The sequence below is a fragment of the Devosia sp. genome (genome assembly GCF_035944845.1).
Classification (GTDB): domain Bacteria; phylum Pseudomonadota; class Alphaproteobacteria; order Rhizobiales; family Devosiaceae; genus Devosia_A.
In genome coordinates, this window is sequence record NZ_DASZAW010000062.1 from 19,766 (window position 1) to 34,791 (window position 15,026).

The 15,026-nt window shown below is 64.8% G+C and carries 13 protein-coding genes; 5 read left to right on the forward strand and 8 right to left on the reverse strand.

Annotation, left to right across the window (positions count from 1 at the left end; translation table 11 throughout):
• Window positions 1-20: 20 nt before the first annotated feature.
• From VGV07_RS10525 to VGV07_RS10535, 3 genes are all read right to left on the reverse strand, one after another.
• On the reverse strand, window positions 21-938 hold the full coding sequence (locus tag VGV07_RS10525; protein WP_326868639.1) for a sugar ABC transporter substrate-binding protein: 918 nt from the start codon (window positions 936-938) through the stop codon (window positions 21-23).
• A gap of 68 nt (window positions 939-1,006) precedes the next feature.
• On the reverse strand, window positions 1,007-1,774 hold the full coding sequence (locus tag VGV07_RS10530; protein ID WP_326868640.1) for an ATP-binding cassette domain-containing protein: 768 nt from the start codon (window positions 1,772-1,774) through the stop codon (window positions 1,007-1,009).
• On the reverse strand, window positions 1,771-2,748 hold the full coding sequence (locus VGV07_RS10535) for an ABC transporter permease (protein WP_326868641.1): 978 nt from the start codon (window positions 2,746-2,748) through the stop codon (window positions 1,771-1,773). Before VGV07_RS10535 ends, VGV07_RS10530 begins: the two co-directional genes overlap by 4 nt.
• Before the next feature lie 171 nt (window positions 2,749-2,919).
• On the opposite strand from VGV07_RS10535, the gene VGV07_RS10540 reads away from it, so the two are divergent.
• Window positions 2,920-3,822, forward strand: coding sequence for a GntR family transcriptional regulator (locus VGV07_RS10540; protein ID WP_326868642.1), 903 nt, complete (start codon window positions 2,920-2,922; stop codon window positions 3,820-3,822).
• Window positions 3,823-4,147: 325 nt separating this feature from the next.
• On the opposite strand, the gene VGV07_RS10545 is transcribed toward VGV07_RS10540, so the two are convergent.
• Window positions 4,148-5,176, reverse strand: coding sequence for a LacI family DNA-binding transcriptional regulator (locus VGV07_RS10545; protein WP_326868643.1), 1,029 nt, complete (start codon window positions 5,174-5,176; stop codon window positions 4,148-4,150).
• A gap of 229 nt (window positions 5,177-5,405) precedes the next feature.
• Between VGV07_RS10545 and VGV07_RS10550 the strand changes: the two genes are divergently transcribed.
• The 4 genes from VGV07_RS10550 to VGV07_RS10565 are packed head-to-tail and all read left to right on the forward strand — an operon-like array spanning window position 5,406 to window position 10,145.
• Window positions 5,406-6,737: an extracellular solute-binding protein gene (locus VGV07_RS10550; RefSeq protein WP_326868644.1), complete on the forward strand. Its 1,332-nt coding sequence runs from the start codon at window positions 5,406-5,408 to the stop codon at window positions 6,735-6,737.
• Window positions 6,738-6,789: 52 nt separating this feature from the next.
• A complete protein-coding gene (locus VGV07_RS10555) occupies window positions 6,790-7,686 on the forward strand; it encodes a sugar ABC transporter permease (protein ID WP_326868645.1) in 897 nt (298 codons plus the stop codon).
• Window positions 7,673-8,563, forward strand: coding sequence for a carbohydrate ABC transporter permease (locus VGV07_RS10560; RefSeq protein WP_326868646.1), 891 nt, complete (start codon window positions 7,673-7,675; stop codon window positions 8,561-8,563). Before VGV07_RS10555 ends, VGV07_RS10560 begins: the two co-directional genes overlap by 14 nt.
• A gap of 25 nt (window positions 8,564-8,588) precedes the next feature.
• Entirely contained in the window at window positions 8,589-10,145 is a 1,557-nt protein-coding gene (locus VGV07_RS10565; RefSeq protein WP_326868647.1) for a hypothetical protein, read from the forward strand.
• Between the two features lie 95 nt (window positions 10,146-10,240).
• Here the strand turns inward: VGV07_RS10565 and VGV07_RS10570 are convergent, their stop codons facing one another.
• Genes VGV07_RS10570 through VGV07_RS10585 form a run of 4 tightly spaced genes read right to left on the reverse strand, consistent with a single transcriptional unit; the run spans window position 10,241 to window position 14,916 of the window.
• On the reverse strand, window positions 10,241-10,921 hold the full coding sequence (locus tag VGV07_RS10570) for an ROK family protein (RefSeq protein ID WP_326868648.1): 681 nt from the start codon (window positions 10,919-10,921) through the stop codon (window positions 10,241-10,243).
• An 11-nt stretch (window positions 10,922-10,932) separates the two neighbouring features.
• Complete coding sequence (zwf, locus tag VGV07_RS10575) at window positions 10,933-12,309, reverse strand: glucose-6-phosphate dehydrogenase (RefSeq protein WP_326868649.1); 1,377 nt, start codon at window positions 12,307-12,309, stop codon at window positions 10,933-10,935.
• The gene (locus VGV07_RS10580; RefSeq protein WP_326868730.1) at window positions 12,306-12,461 is read right to left on the reverse strand and encodes a hypothetical protein; all 156 of its coding nucleotides are present in this window, start codon (window positions 12,459-12,461) and stop codon (window positions 12,306-12,308) included. Before VGV07_RS10580 ends, zwf begins: the two co-directional genes overlap by 4 nt.
• A 52-nt stretch (window positions 12,462-12,513) precedes the next feature.
• Window positions 12,514-14,916: a glucan 1,4-alpha-glucosidase gene (locus VGV07_RS10585; RefSeq protein WP_326868650.1), complete on the reverse strand. Its 2,403-nt coding sequence runs from the start codon at window positions 14,914-14,916 to the stop codon at window positions 12,514-12,516.
• Window positions 14,917-15,026 lie beyond the last annotated feature (110 nt).

Below are 15,026 nucleotides of genomic sequence, written 5' to 3' on the forward strand. Positions count from 1 at the left end.
CGCCCGGCCCTCGTGGCGCGTCACTGGAACTGGGACATGGTGTCCTTGGTCACCAGCGCCGCGCCGGAGTCGATGAGGATTGGGACCTCATCGCCGCGGATGGCCTTGACCAGGGCATCGACGCCGAGTTCGGCCATCTTCGCCGGGAACTGCGCGACGGTCGCGTCCTCGATGCCTGCCGTCAGGGCTTCCGCTTCGCCGCAGCAGAAATCGAAGCCCACCAGGACGATCGCGTCGCTTGCGATGCCGGCGTTCTTGATGGCCTGCGCAGCGCCTGCGGCTGGAGGGCCGCAAGCTGCATAGATCGCCTTGAGATCGGGATTGGCCGTGAGCAGATCCTGCGCGACGTTGATCCCGAGCTCTTCGGTGCAGTTGGTGCCGGCGCGGCCGACCACCTTGACCTCGACGCCCTTGAGGCCCTCGAGCATGCCGTTGACGCGGTCGTCGAGCGCCGGAACGCCCGGGACGCCTTCGAGGATACCGAGCGTATCGCCCGCCTTCAGCACCGATTTCAGGTACTGGCCGGCGAGCACCCCAGCCGCGTAATTGTCAGTGGTGGCGAGCGAGGTCAGTCCCTTCCAGTCGGGGATGTTGTTGTCCATCAGGACGATCTTCACCCCCTGGGCGATGGCCTTGTCGAGCGCCGGCGCCACGGTCGGATCGACCGGGGTCAGCGCAATCCCCTGTACGCCCTGGGTGACCATCGACTCGATCTGGGCGATCTGCCCCTCGATGTCGGTTGCCGAGGTGCCCTGCCCGTAGATGATCTCCACCCCGGGATTGGCCGCGGCGTAGGCCTTGGCCGCGTTTTCCATGGTGGCAAAGAACGGCACCGGGAACTTGGTGATGAACCCGAGCTTTACACTGTCCTGCGCCAGGGCCGGTCCGGCGATCGCAGCAGCGAGCGCCAGGCCTCCCAGCAGTAGTTTGAGCTTCATCGTCTTCCTCCCATTAGGACCGCTCCGGCTGGAGCGGCCCGACATTCGATCCCTCCCGGATCGAGCCTTCAGGCCTCGGCTCCAACGATGAGCGAGACCAGTTCGTGTTGATTTGCCTTGTTCGGCTTGAGCTCGCCGACCTTGCGCCCCTGCCGCAGCACCACGGCGCGGTCGGCCAGTTCGACGACATGTTCCATGTTGTGGGTGATGAGGATCACCGCGTTCCCTTCGTCGCGAAGCTGCGCGACGAGGTCGAGCACCTTGCGCGCCTCGCGCAGGCCGAGCGCCGCGGTGGGCTCGTCCAGCAACACCAGCTTGCGCGCAAACACCGTCGCCCGCGCCACGGCAATCGCCTGGCGCTGCCCGCCCGACATCAGGGCGACCGGCGCATCGAACCTGGGCAGCCTGACCTTCAGCCGGTCGATGACGGCGGCCGCTTCCCGGTCCATCGCCCGCCGGTCGAGCAGCCGCAGGCCGCGTGGCAGCCAGCGCGGGAACGACAGCTCGCGCCCGCAGTAGAAGTTCTGTGCCGGGGTCAGATTGTCGAACAGCGCCAGGTCCTGGTAGACCGTCTCGATGCCGGCGCTGCGCGCTGCCGCCGGGCTGTGGAGCTGGGCCGGCTGGCCATCGACGAGGATCTGCCCGCCATCCAGCGCGTGCACGCCGCTGATGCATTTGACCAGCGTCGATTTGCCGGCGCCGTTATCGCCCAACAGCGCCAGCACCTCGCCGCGATAGGCTTCGAGGCTGACGCTCTTCAGCGCTTCGACGGCGCCGAAACGCTTGATCGCATTGCGGACGGCCAGCACCGGCGAGGCGGACGCGACGGCGTTCATGACGCCCTCCCCGACTGCATGACGCGCACCCGCGCTTCCAGATGGTTGCGCAGCACGTCCGCCTCGACGGCGACCACGATGATCAGCCCGATGGCGATCATCTGGAAAAACACATCGACATTGAGCAGGTTCAGCGCGTTGCGGATCACCCCGATCATCACCGCGCCCACCAGTGCATGGCCGATATGGCCGCGCCCGCCCAGAAAGCTCGCCCCGCCGATGATCACCGCGGCAATGGTGTCGAGCTCGAGCAGGTTCCCATAGAGCGGCGAGCTTGCTTCGGTGCGGCCGGCGAGGACGATGCCGCCGATCCCGGCGCACAGCCCCGAGATCACATAGACCGAAACCAGCACCCATTTGACCGGAATGCCCATCTGCACCGCGGCCTCGGGCTTGCCGCCCACCGCATAGATCCAGCGGCCCCACACCATGGCGCGGGCCATTACCAGCACCACCGCGGCAACGGCAAACACCACGAAGAACGAGTTGGGCACGCCCAGCGTCGTGCCGCCGCCGATAACGGCGATCTCCACCGGCATGCCGCGCATCGTGGTGTGCCCGATGGCCAACTCGAGCGCCAGGCCGCGGGCTATGCTCAGGGTTGCCAGCGTGATGATGAAAGGGTGCGGCAGCCGGCCGAACACATAGACGATGCCGTTGACCGCGCCGACCAGCCCGCCGCTGAGCAGCATGGCCGCCATCACCAGCGGCGCCGAGTCCGCCATGCGGTAGGCCAGCCCACCCACCACCGTGGCCAGCGCCAGGTTGGCGCCGACCGAAAGATCGATGCCGCGGGTCAGGATCACCAGGTGCTGCCCGATGGCGACGATGGCGATCACCGCGGTCTGCGCCAGGATGTTGCCGATATTGACCGGCTTCAGGAAATTGGGCGTGGCGAGGCTGATCCCGGCCACGAGGACGATCAGGATGAGCAGCGGCCCGACACTGAGCAGCCGCAGTGCGATACCCAGCATCGAGCCGTCCCGCGACCGGGCACGTACCTCAGCTCCACCTGTATCTGGCTGTCCGTCCACCAGCACCGCCCCCTCCCTGCAGTCCCTTATGTACAAAAAACCTTCATTGCCGCAGATCGTCAAATTGTTTTTTATCGGTTACAGAACAGTGACTGCAGCGGGGACCAGCCAGTGAAGACGGATGCTTTGTTCAAGCGGGCCTACAATGATGCGCTGCTGTTGACCGCCGAACTGCAGGAGGGCGAACCGATCCCCTCCGAGACCCTGCTCGCCGCCCGCCTTGCGGTCAGTCGCACGACGGTGCGCAAGATCCTCGCGGCTCTGGCCGATCAGGGGGTGGTGGGCGGCGGCGGCCGGCAGCGCTTCGTCCGGATCGCCACCGCTGCCGCGGCGCCGTTCCCCCAGGCCGAAACGGTTCCCGCTTCGGTTCAGGTGGAAAAGCAGTTCATGGAATGGATGCTGCGCGGCGACGCCAAGGCCGGCTCGCTGATCAACGAGCTCGAGCTTGCCCGCCAGTTCGGTGTCGCAACGACCGTCATTCGCGAGTTCCTCAACAGCTTCCACCGCTTCGGGCTGATCGAGCGTCGCCCCAGTGGCGGCTGGGTGCTGCAGGGCTTTACCAGCAGCTTCGCGCTCGAGCTGATCGAGATCCGCGAAATGTTCGAACTGCGCTCAGCCAAAGCCTTCGCCGATCTGCCGGAGACCTCGCCGCTCTGGCACGAACTGCGTGAACTGCGCGCAGCCCATGTCGACCTCTTGGGCGAACTCGACGCGCGCTTCCAGGATTTCTCCCACCTCGACAGCCGCTTCCATCGCCTCGTCAATGCCGCGGCGCCCAACCGCTTCATCGACGGCTTCTACGACATCATCACCCTGATCTTTCACTACCACTACCAGTGGAACAAACGCGACGAGCGCGAGCGCAACGAAGTCGCCATCCGCGAGCACCTCACCTATATCGACGCGCTCCTGAGCCGCTCCCGCCCCGCCATCGCCACCGCCTGCCGCAAGCACCTCGCCTCGGCCAAGCAAACCCTGATCCGCTCGACCTCCGGAACGGGGGCGGAGGGGTAGTTGCTCCAATTGACGATGCCCACCTGCCGGCGGCGCTCAAGGTCCGCATAGCGCCAATAGTGGTCATTCGGGGTGTTGTCGGTGCGCTAGGTGTGGAAGCTATGAAGGTTGTTCATTCGAGGAGGGACTGAGAAGCTGGGGTTGCAAAGCCAACCAACGCTCAGCGGAGCTCCCCGAATGAACGTCCACAAGAATGCGCGTCCTCCATGGGCGGCTCCTCTCCGTGCGGTCCTCAGGACACCGCAACGTGGCACATCGCGATGCCGGCGGAGGAGCCGTCCACAGCATCAAAAGCGGACGCTCCCCAGAGCAGGTCGAGCTCGTGTCACAACAGGCGTCTTGAGGATGCCCGTACCGCCAGTGTTAGGGGTAAATACTCATTTCCTGGCGCCTCGGAGTTGGCACCTTCGATGCGATCGACGAGCCTATTGGCTGCCAACGCGGCGATCCGCTCTTCGTCGAAGGTCACCGATGTGATTTGGGGGCGGGCAAAGTCACGATGGCCGCTGCCGAACGAGACCAACGAGACGTCATCGGGGACCGACAGGCCGTTGTCGGAGAGCGCCGCCAACGCTCCCGTTGCCACGGCGTCGTTGAAGGTAACCATCGCGGTGAAGCTGCCCCTCCCGGCCCCGAGCATAGCCTGCACTGCGTCGTAGGCGGCACCGGCGGTATAGCCGGTGGTGACGATCGTCTCGATGTCGCCATCGCTGCCCGCCCCCGCTTCAGCGTAGGAAGCCCGCAAACCGCTCCAGCGCGTCTCGGCGGCGCGGCTGTTGGTTGGTCCGACGCAAACCACCCCCCGGTGGCCCAGGCGATGGAGATAGCTGCCGATCTGCCGGCCACCGCCCTCCTCGTCGTGAAGGAAACAGTCGATGCCGGGGATATCGTATGAACCCGCCAGGCCAACCATCGCGATGCCGCGCTCGGTTAGTCGGTCGAGCCGGATCTCGGGCCGGGTCATGACCCAACTCAGCGACAGGAACGCGCCATCCATCCTGAGGCCGATGACCCGGTCGATTGCCTCGCGCGTCGTTTCGACTGAACCGTCGGTGCTAAGCAGGAACACCGCATAACCGCGGGCACGCGCCGCCGCTTCCACCGCCTTGAAGGTCCGCAGGATGGAGACGTTGGTCACGTCCGGCGTCAGGTAGGCCAGGGTTCGGGTGCGCCTCGCATGCAGCGACTGCGCCATGTGGTTGGGATGAAACTCGAGTTTCTCAATCGCCTCGCGGACCCGCGCCGCCAGCGCCTCCGACACCGGTTTGTTGCCGTTCACCACCGAGGACACGGTCGAGATCGAGACCCCCGCCTCGCGGGCCACATCCTTGATGGTGGGAACTGACCTCGGCATACGGCGTCGAACTCCTCAAAGCAGCGGCCGACAGACGGGCGACGGCCGTCGATTCGAGAAACGTTTCACTGGTTCGTAGCTGCATATCCCAGAAGCATACAGCATATGCTACAATTTAGGTCAATCCACCCCTGAAAAACGTTTCGCAAAATCGCTTGACTCTGGCCGATTGTGAGAACGAGTATTGGGCAAGCGTCGAGGGCTTGGCCTCGGCTGGGAGGAGACATCCATGCACATCACCGCCAGGCCGAAGGGCCTGTGGCTCGCGTCCGCCATGACGCGGCTAATGAAGACAACCGTGTTGGCGAGTTCGTTCGCCATGCTCGCAAATGTGGCCGGCGCGGTGGAGCTCACCCTGTGGGCGCCGCCCTCGTTCACGCCGCAGGCCGGCCTGCCGGCGATCGCCGACGCCTACCAGGACCTCTACACGCGGTTTCAGCAGGCGAACCCGGATATTACGCTGAAGTTCGAGGTGCTGCCGGGCGGCACCGAGGCGCTGACGCAGATCCTCACGGCCGCCAACGCCGGCAACCTGCCGGACCTCGCGGTGCTGGACGGCTTCTGGATCGCGCGGCTGAAAGAAACCGGCAAGCTGCAGCCGCTCGACGAGCTGTGGCCGGAAGCCGAGCGGTCGAAATTCTACAAGGAGGTCCTCGACGCGGTGACCTTCGACGGCAAGATCTACGCCGCCTGGTTCCACAACGCCTGGCGCGGCCTCTACTACCGCAAGGATACGTTGGCCAAGCTGGGCTACACTACGCCGCCAGCCGGCTGGGACGAGTTCCTCGCCTATGCCGAAAAGGCTAAGGCGGCGGGCATGAGCGCAGTGATGTTCCCCGGTTCGGGCACCGAACTGACGGCGCTGCACATGCTGTCGATGTACTGGGGGCTCGGCGGCAACCTGGTCGACGACACCGGCAAGCCGGTATTCTTCGACGGCGCCAATCGCACGGCGCTCGAGCAGGTCTATTCGATGTACCGCGAACTGGTCGAGAAAGGCTATATGCCGCTCGACGTGTCGACCATGGACGAGGCGGCGATCCGGCCGTTCTTCTATTCGGGCGAGAACGCGCTCACGGCGCAATCCTCATCGGCCGTGACCCAGATGTATGCGGACGTGCCGGACCTAAAGGGGAACCTGGGCGCCTTCAACTACCCGCTGCCGGGCGGCGCCACGGCAACCCCGATCCTGGTGGGCTGGACCTACGGCATCTTCACCGATGACCCGGAGCGCAAGGCCGCCGCCTGGAAGTTCGTCGACTTCGTGCTGCAGCCCGAGAACCTGGGCAAGCTCAATGCCGCCGCCGGCCACCTGCCCGTCATCCAGTCGATCTGGGACCAGGACTTCTACAAGACCGACCCGCTGATGCTGCAGTTCAAGGGCATCTTCGATACCGGCGGCATGCGTGCCCGTCCGGCCGTTCCAATCTATCCCAGCATCACCGGCGCCTGGGCGCAGCAGATGGCCGACGTGCTGGCCGGCAACATCACTCCGGCGCAGGCGGTCGACAATGCCCGCGACCAGGTGATGACCGAGTACGACCGGCTGAGCACGCGCTGAAGCCTTTCGGGGAGGTGGTCTGCCGCCTCCCCGGCACTCCAACGGAGCCATCATGGCACGGACGAACATCTCCGGCTGGCTGACGCGCCACCAATTCGTGCTGTTCATCGGACCGGCGATCGCGGTGGTCCTGGCGTTCACCGCCTATCCCGCGCTCTACGGCGTCGTGATCAGCTTCACCAACATGCACTTCGCCTACCCCGACTGGAAGTTCGTCGGCTTTGCCAACTACGTGCACTTTTTCACCTGGAATGCCCTGCCGCAGGTGGCGACGAACACCGTGGTGTTCGTCGGCTCGGTGGTGGTGCTGCAGCTCGGCCTGGGGCTGCTGATCGCGCTGCTGCTCAACCGCGCCATCTTCGGGCGCCGGCTGATGCGCTCGATCGCCATCCTGCCCTGGGTGATCCCGGCTGTAATCATCGGGCTGATGTTCCAGCAACTGTTCAGCGGCAGCCGGCTGGGCATCATGAATACGCTGATCGGCTATTTCGGGTACGATAGCCGGTCGTGGCTCGCCAACCCCAGCGAAGCCATGGTGGTGATGATCCTGTCGCTGGTCTGGCGCGGGGTGCCGCTCTCGATCATCCTGCAACTGGGTGGCCTGCAGACGATCGGCAAGGATCTCTACGAGGCAGCCGCCATCGACGGCGCCTCACGCTGGCAGGTGCTGCGTTACATCACCATTCCGCAGCTCAAGCCCATACTGCTGATCAATGCCATTCTCGCGACGGCCGGCACGCTGAACCATGTCGACATCCCGATCGCGCTGACCGGCGGAGGCCCCGGCCGCGCCACCGAAGTGCTGGCCCTGAGCCTGTACAAGCAGGGGTTCCAGCAGCTTGACGCGGCCTACGCCTCAACCATCGCGACGGTGATCCTGGTGATCAACCTCGTCCTGACCATCGCCTACCTTCGCCTCCTGAGGAGCCGCCAGAATGTCCGCACCTGACCGGGGGGCTGCCTCGCTGCCGAACAACATCAACCGCAGTCGCGTGCGTTTTCGGGCCGGCCGCGCCGCCGACCGGCTGATCACCTACGGCCTTTACGCACTGCTCTCGCTGATCGTGCTGTTGCCGCTTGCCTGGGTGCTGCTGGGCTCGTTCAAGAACCCGTCCGAGATCTTTGCCTACCCGACCAGCTTCTGGCCGCGCGAGTTCACCTGGACCAATTACGGCGATGTCATCCGCCGCACCGCGCTGCCGACCTACCTGTTCAACACCTTCATCGTGACGGGCTTCACGCTGGTGCTGTCGCTCGGCTTCGCGACGGTTGCCGCCTACGGCTTCTCGCGGTGGGACTTCCGGTTCAAGGATACCATCCTCGTGCTGTTGCTGGTGCTGCAGCTGATCCCCAGCACGGTCAACATCGTGCCTTACTGCATGATGATGAACTGGCTGCATCTGCTGAACACCCATGCAGCGCTCATCATCATCTACACCGCCAGCCACATTCCCTTCGCCATCTGGATCATGAAGGGCTTCTTCGACACCCTGCCCCGCAGCCTCGACGAGGCGGCGGTGATCGACGGCTGCTCGATGTTCCGGGTGTTCTGGAGCATCATCCTGCCGCTGAGCCTGCCGGGCCTGTCGGCCGCGGGCTTTCTGATTTTCCTTGCCGCCTGGGGGGAGTTCCTGATCCCGCTGGTGCTCGCCAACTCGCGCGAGGTAGCGGTGATGAGCGTCGGGCTGTTCAGCTTTTTCGGCACCGATACCACTCAGTATCACTACGCCTTCGCAGCCTCGGTGATGTCCACCGCTCCCGTCATCATCGCCTACCTTGCCCAGGAATACCTGGTCTCCGGCCTCGCCAGCGGCGCCGAGAAATAACCCCTGCCCCCATAGGATAGCCACGATGTACGACGCCACGATGCTTCAGATCGGCAGGAATTCGCAGGTCTTTGTCGACAACAGCCTGATCGAGCAGACCGACAGCCTGACCCGCCGCTGGCACAAGCCGCAGCGGGTGACGCCCGAACCAGTGCTCCGCGCCGACCGCCCATGGGAGCACACCCCGTACTTCACCTACTCCAACTTCAACGTGCTCAAGGACCCGACGGACGGGCTGATCAAGTGCTGGTACGAGGACCTCGGCCCGCTCTCGCCACACCAGCGCCACCCGTGGAAGAACCGCATGCTCTATGCCGTGAGCAGTAACGGCGTGGACTTCGAAAAGCCGGGGCTGGGCAAGGTCCGCATCGATGGGCACGACACCAACATCTTTGCCGGCTATGTCGAGGGCATGGCGTCGGACGCATCCTATCCGTGGGCCGATATCGGCGTACATTCGGCCGCGGTGGTCATCCGGCCCGACAGCATCGACCAGCGCTACCGCATGCTCTTCTCGCGCGCCGGAGCCGCCGGAGGGCACCGCATCCAGTGTGCCTATTCGGCCGACGGCATCACCTGGGCGCCCTATGACGAACAGCCGAGCTTCGGCATAGCCGGCGGGCACCTGTCGGACGTGTCGACCATCACCTACGATCCGGGCTCGCGGCTGTTCCTGCAATATACCCGCCATGGCCGGATGATGAGTGCCGGTATCCCTCCCGCATCGCCCGGACGACGCTCGACGGAGGGCGCGCGCTTCAACACCTATTTCCCCGGTCGCCCGGACCTGATGAACAAGCGGCGGGTGTTCCGGACCGTCTCGGCCGATTTCATCCACTGGGAAGATCTCATCCCGATCTCCACCCCGGACGAGACCTTCGACAACCTCGACAGCGCCCACTATGGCGTCGGCCAGTTCCGCATCGGGGCGAGGCATTTCGGCACACTGGGAGTGCTCAACTACGTCGACAACGAAATGGAAGTGCGGCTAATCACCAGCAACGACGGGGTCAACTGGCAGCCGACGGACGCCGGGCGAGCCTTTCTCGCGCCACGCCGCGGCCAGAACTGGGACCGCCACATGGTGTCGATCGTCAGTCCGCCGGTGCGGGTCGGGGACCAGTGGTACTTCTACCATGGTGGCTCGTGGGCTCATCACGACTACTGGTGGGCTGGCCCGCATGAGTTGGACCACGACGAGGCCCGAGATCCGCGCACCGAAGTTCGCTTTGGCCTCGGCGTTGCGGCCTTGCGCTACGAGGGCGTGGTGTCGATCGACGCAGTACCGCCGCGCGCGGGACGTCTGGTTACGCGACCGCTGAGCTTCGATGGCGGCACGCTGCTCATCAATGCCCGGGTCCGCGGCAACGGCAGCATTCGTGTCGGTCTAGCAGATGCCAGCGGCGCCCCGCTGCCCGGCTTCGGCATCGAGGACAGTGTCCCATTCACCGGTGATGCAATCCGCCAGAATTGCCGCTGGACGGGTAACGACATCATGCCAGCCGCTGTGCCCGACCAGTATCGCAAGCTCGTCTTCGAGATCGATAACGCGGAGATATTCGGGTTCATCGTGGAAGCGTAGAGCACCCAAGCGTCCGCTTTGGGCCAGAAGCAGACAGTTGGTAGCGACCGCTTCGCGCCAGATGCCGTCACCTGTTCGGCGACAGGGGGGCTGATCTAGAACACGATATTCGGATCCAGCCACAGGGCGAAGCCGCCCTTGAAGGCGTTGGCGTTGTCGCCGCGGCGGGCGTTGGGGGGCAGGCTCTTGAGCTTTGCGACATTGCCGCCGCCGATCACCACATAGTCTGGCTCAAGCGCGGCGCTGAGCTGGGCCACGGCATCGAGAACGTGCTTTTCCCACTTGGCGCGCCCCCGCTTTTCGAGGCTGGCCTCGCCCAGATAATCCTCGAAGCTATGTCCCTTGCGGTAGGGCAGATGCGCGAGTTCCATCGGCTGGGCCACGTTATCAACGATCATCGCCGCGCCAAGTCCGGTGCCCAGTCCGAGAAACAGCATGCGGCCGCCCTCGTAGCTGCCGATGGCCTGCATCAAGGCATCATTGACGATGCGGACTGGTTTGCCGAAGCGTTTGGCGAAATCGAAGCCGACCCAGCCTTTGGCGAGGTTGTGCGGCTCGGCGAAGATGCGGTTGTGGATCACCGGGCCGGGATAGCCAATGGCAATGACGTCATACGCGATGCCGTCGGCCAGCTTCTCGACGGCGTCGGCCATCGCCGCGGCATCCATTCCGGGCCCGGACGCGGCTCTCCGCTCCTCCTGCCCGTTGCTGGTCATGATCTTGACGTGCGACCCGCCGATGTCGATCGCAAGAACGGTTTGGGCTTCGCCGGTCATCGCCGTTTCCTTCACGCTTTCGGATCGACCCAGCCGCCCGCCGGAGCGAAGCCGACCATGGCGTCGACCGGTCCCCACGTCCCAGGCGCGTAAGGCTCGGGCTGATCGGTCTGTGCCAGGATCGGATCGAACACCCGCCACGCCAGTTCTGAGGCATCCTGTCGGGTGAAGAGCTGGCGTCGCCCCGCCATGGCGTCGCCGATCAGCCGCTCATAGGGCATCATGTCGTCGGTGGTGTCGTCGACAGCAGCCAGTTCGACGTCCTCGCCCGTCATGTCGCCGCCCGCCGCCTTGCGTCGCGCGCCGATGCCGATGGCCACCTGCGGGCCGACACGGAAACGCAGATAGTTGCCGTCGGCCGCGGCGATCTTGTCGAACAGCATCAGCGGCGGACGCCGGAAGCGGACAACGACTTCAGTTGCCTGCACCGGAAGGTGTTTACCCGCCCGAATGTAGAACGGCACATCCTTCCAGCGCCAGGTATCCACAAACAGCCGCATCGCCGCGAAAGTCTCAACCCTCGACCCCGGGGCGACGCCGGGTTCATCGTCGTAGCCTTCGAACTGTCCGCGGATCACTTCGGCTTTGGCAAGCGGCCGCATGGCCTTGAGGATTTGGACCTTTTCATCGCTCAGGTCCTCCGCCCCGCTGCTGACCGGCGGCTCCATGGCGAGCAGCAGCAGCACGTTGAGCAGATGGTTCTGGATCACGTCACGAATGCAGCCGACCTCGTCATAGAACCGTCCGCGCCCGGCAATGCCGAAGTTCTCGGCCATGGTGATCTGGACGCTTTCCACATAGGTGCGATTCCAGACCGGCTCGAGGAAAGCATTGGCAAAGCGGAAATAGATCAGGTTCTGGATGGCTTCCTTGCCGAGGAAGTGATCGATCCGGAACACCGCCGCTTCTTCGAAAACGGTGTGCAGCACGCCGTTCAGGCGTTGCGCCGATGCAAAGTCGTGGCCAAACGGTTTTTCGACCATCAGCCGTCCGCCCTGGGCGATCCCGGCAGCATCGAGCGCCTTGATGACGGTTCCGAACAGCGATGGCGGAATGGCGAGGTAGTAGAGCGGCTGGCGCGCCACGCCGAGCTCGGCCCGCAACCGTTCGAAGGTCGCGGCGCTTTGGTAGTCGCCGCTGACATAGCGCAACAGTGCCCTGAGCCTCGCGAAGACCGCTTCGTCTATGTTGCCGAACTTGCCGACAATGGCGTCCCGGGCGCGAGCCGCGAGCTGCTCGACGCTCCAGTCGTCGAGCGCCACCCCGATGACCGGCGTATCGAGATGGCCGCGCCGGACCATCTGGTAGAGCGATGGCAGGATCATCTTGTGCGCGAGATCGCCGGTGACACCGAACACCACCAGCGCATCCGATTGCGCCGTGGTCACGACGACTGCTCCCCTGGCTTCTGCTCCGGCTGTTCGACGTGCCCGCCGAAGCAATAGCGCATGGCCGAGAGCAGCTTGTTGGCGAACTCATCATTGTCGCGCCGCACCATGTCGGCGCCCATGCGCCCAAGCCCGATCATCCCCAGTTGCATTCGCGTTTCCCGTTTCCTGTACGTCCACCTTTATGTGATGCCGCTGCGACTTCTATGCGACGACCTTGACGGTGAAATCGGTGTGCTCCCACCGCTCGCCGTCCTTCCAGAAGACTGTAAAGACCACCGACCTCCCGGCGTCGAGGGACGAGGTATCGAGGTCGACGAAGTGCGTGCCCAGGCCGCTGTCGTGCGTGTCGCTGTCGGCCGCATCCTGCCACTGGCTGAACGTCCAGTGGACCACGCCAGCCGCGGGTAACTCCAGGCGCAGCATCTTGCCCCGCGGAATCGTGGTGAGCCGGTTGTTCAGGCGCCAGATCCGTAGCGCCGATGGCGTCTTGCTGGTGACATAGCGCGCCACCGTTTGCGGCGGCATGTCGAACACCGCCCCATCCGCGATCGAGCGCAGCAGCTTGATGTGTTCGGCATGCGCCCAGACCAGCGGCATGGCGCTGCCGGCCGGCCGGCCAAAGAACAGTTCGCGCTCCGGCATGTCGGGAGCGTCCCAGCTCTGCTCGGGGAGAAGTCCTTCGGCGCCGGCCGAGGCCTCGAGGGTTTGCAGCAGCGCCATCGCCTGCTCTTTGTTGCCGGCGGCGAGTTCGTAGTGTGCCCGCTCGCCCGCCAGCAAGGGCCAGGCGCGGCCCTTGCCGACTCCGTCGAACGCGCTGCCATCGGCATGTTCACCATAGCCATCCCCGGTATAGCGATACCAGAGCGGCCCCTGCGGCAGCTCTACCTTGAGCGTGTGATCGATGGCCTTGATCGTGTCCACAATGCGCGGATCGTCGGCCGAGCGGAGGCCGAAACGGACCAGCGCCAGTGCATCCGGACTGAGCACGTCGCGGGTCGGAAGCAGGGACTTGCTGGCAACTTGGTTCCGAATGGCCGTCTCGCCAACGCGGGCGCTGGCGAGATCGGTGGCCGCATTGCTGCCGATCCGCACATAATAGCCTTGCACACCTGCGGCCGCGCAGATGTCCGGGTCACCGGCGAATGTCCAGTTCTCGATCTGCTCGTTCCAGCAATCGGCCGTCTCCCGCAGGTGCTGCGCCGCGCCCCTATCCCCCTCGATGTCGAGCAGATCGGCAGCTGCCAGCAGGGCCGCGATTTCCACGGCCAAGGTGAACGGCGAATAGCCGCCGTCTTCTTCCCAGCGGTCCTGGCTGGTCGCCGGACCGTTCGCGACAAGATATCCGGCGGCCCGGCGGATCATCGGCAGATACCGGACGAGCAGCGCGTCGAGCTGTCCATGGCGGTGCAGCAGGTCGGCGAGGAGGATCGGAAAGGCGCACTCGTCCATTTGCACGCCAAGCCAATAAGGCCGGCCGTCGAGCCAGAGATTTTGCGGCCAACGACCGGAGGCAAGCTGCACCTGACGGAGATAATCGAGAATGGCCAGCGCCTCCGCGGGCTCTCCGGCAGCAAGAAAGCCGCCGGCTGTCTCGACCAGGTCGCGCGGCCACACCAGGTGGTAGCCGCCCAGGTCATCGTCGCCCTTGGCGGCGCCCCATGGAATGGAAAGGCTCGCCACAACTGCCCCCGGTCGGTCTGCCGCGCGGTGCGACGCCAGCACCGCGGTCGAGACGCGATAGGCATCGCCGCCGCCTGGCGACACCTGATCGAGTGGATGGAGGCGCTGCTGCCATCGCTGCCAGTTGGCGCAATAGGCCTTGAGAGCCGTATCGAAACCGTCCTCGAGGCTGCCCAGAACATGAGCGCCCGCTTCGGTTTCCGACTGGCCGAAGCCCAGCGCCAGCACGGCCGAGGGTGTTGTGTCCGAGAACGCGATCAGGCCGGTGAGGGCGACATTGCCGTCGTCGGCCCACTGGTATTGCGAAGAGAGCCTGCCATCATGGGCCAGCTGCTGGTATCCGTCGGAAGATCCGACAAAGCCGACCGACAGGCTCGACCAGCCGAGCGAGGATGCCAGGGCCAGATAGCGGGAGCGGCCACTGGCAAAGAGCAGTGTCGCATCGGCATGCTCGCCGATCCAGCCGGCATTGTTCATCCCGGCATTGACCAGATGCGGCGCGAGCAGCGCGTAGACCCTGTAGTCGGCCATCGTGCCAACGAGTGGGGTAAAGGTGATGCGCTGCAGCACGGTCGGACGGGTCGGATCGGAGATGATCTGCTTTTCGAGGCGGTAGCGTCCGTCCCGCGCCGTGCTGACGACGTGGAAGGCGGGAATGCCGGGCTCGACATGGCGCGTGACCGAGGTGCAATCGCGCTTCTGTTCGGAGAAGTAGCCGTCGGGCCCGGTGATCAACAGGCCCATGTCGCGCGTGCAGGCACTGTCGACCCGCGGGTAGTAGACCTCGTTGAGTATCCCGTGGCTGAGCGTGAACCATACCGGCGACTCCGCCGATAGCGCCGTCCCTACGCCACTCTTGGCACTGGAGGTCCAACGGGAGGGAATTCCCGGGCCGCCCGGCGCAAAATCCACGAGGTAAGTCAATCAAGGTCTTCTGCTTACTATGCCGGGGCATGCGGCAAACACGATCGCCGGGATCAGGGCAGGAAGCAAGTTAACTGTCGGAAAGTCTCGGCGCGCTGATCATCCTCGCG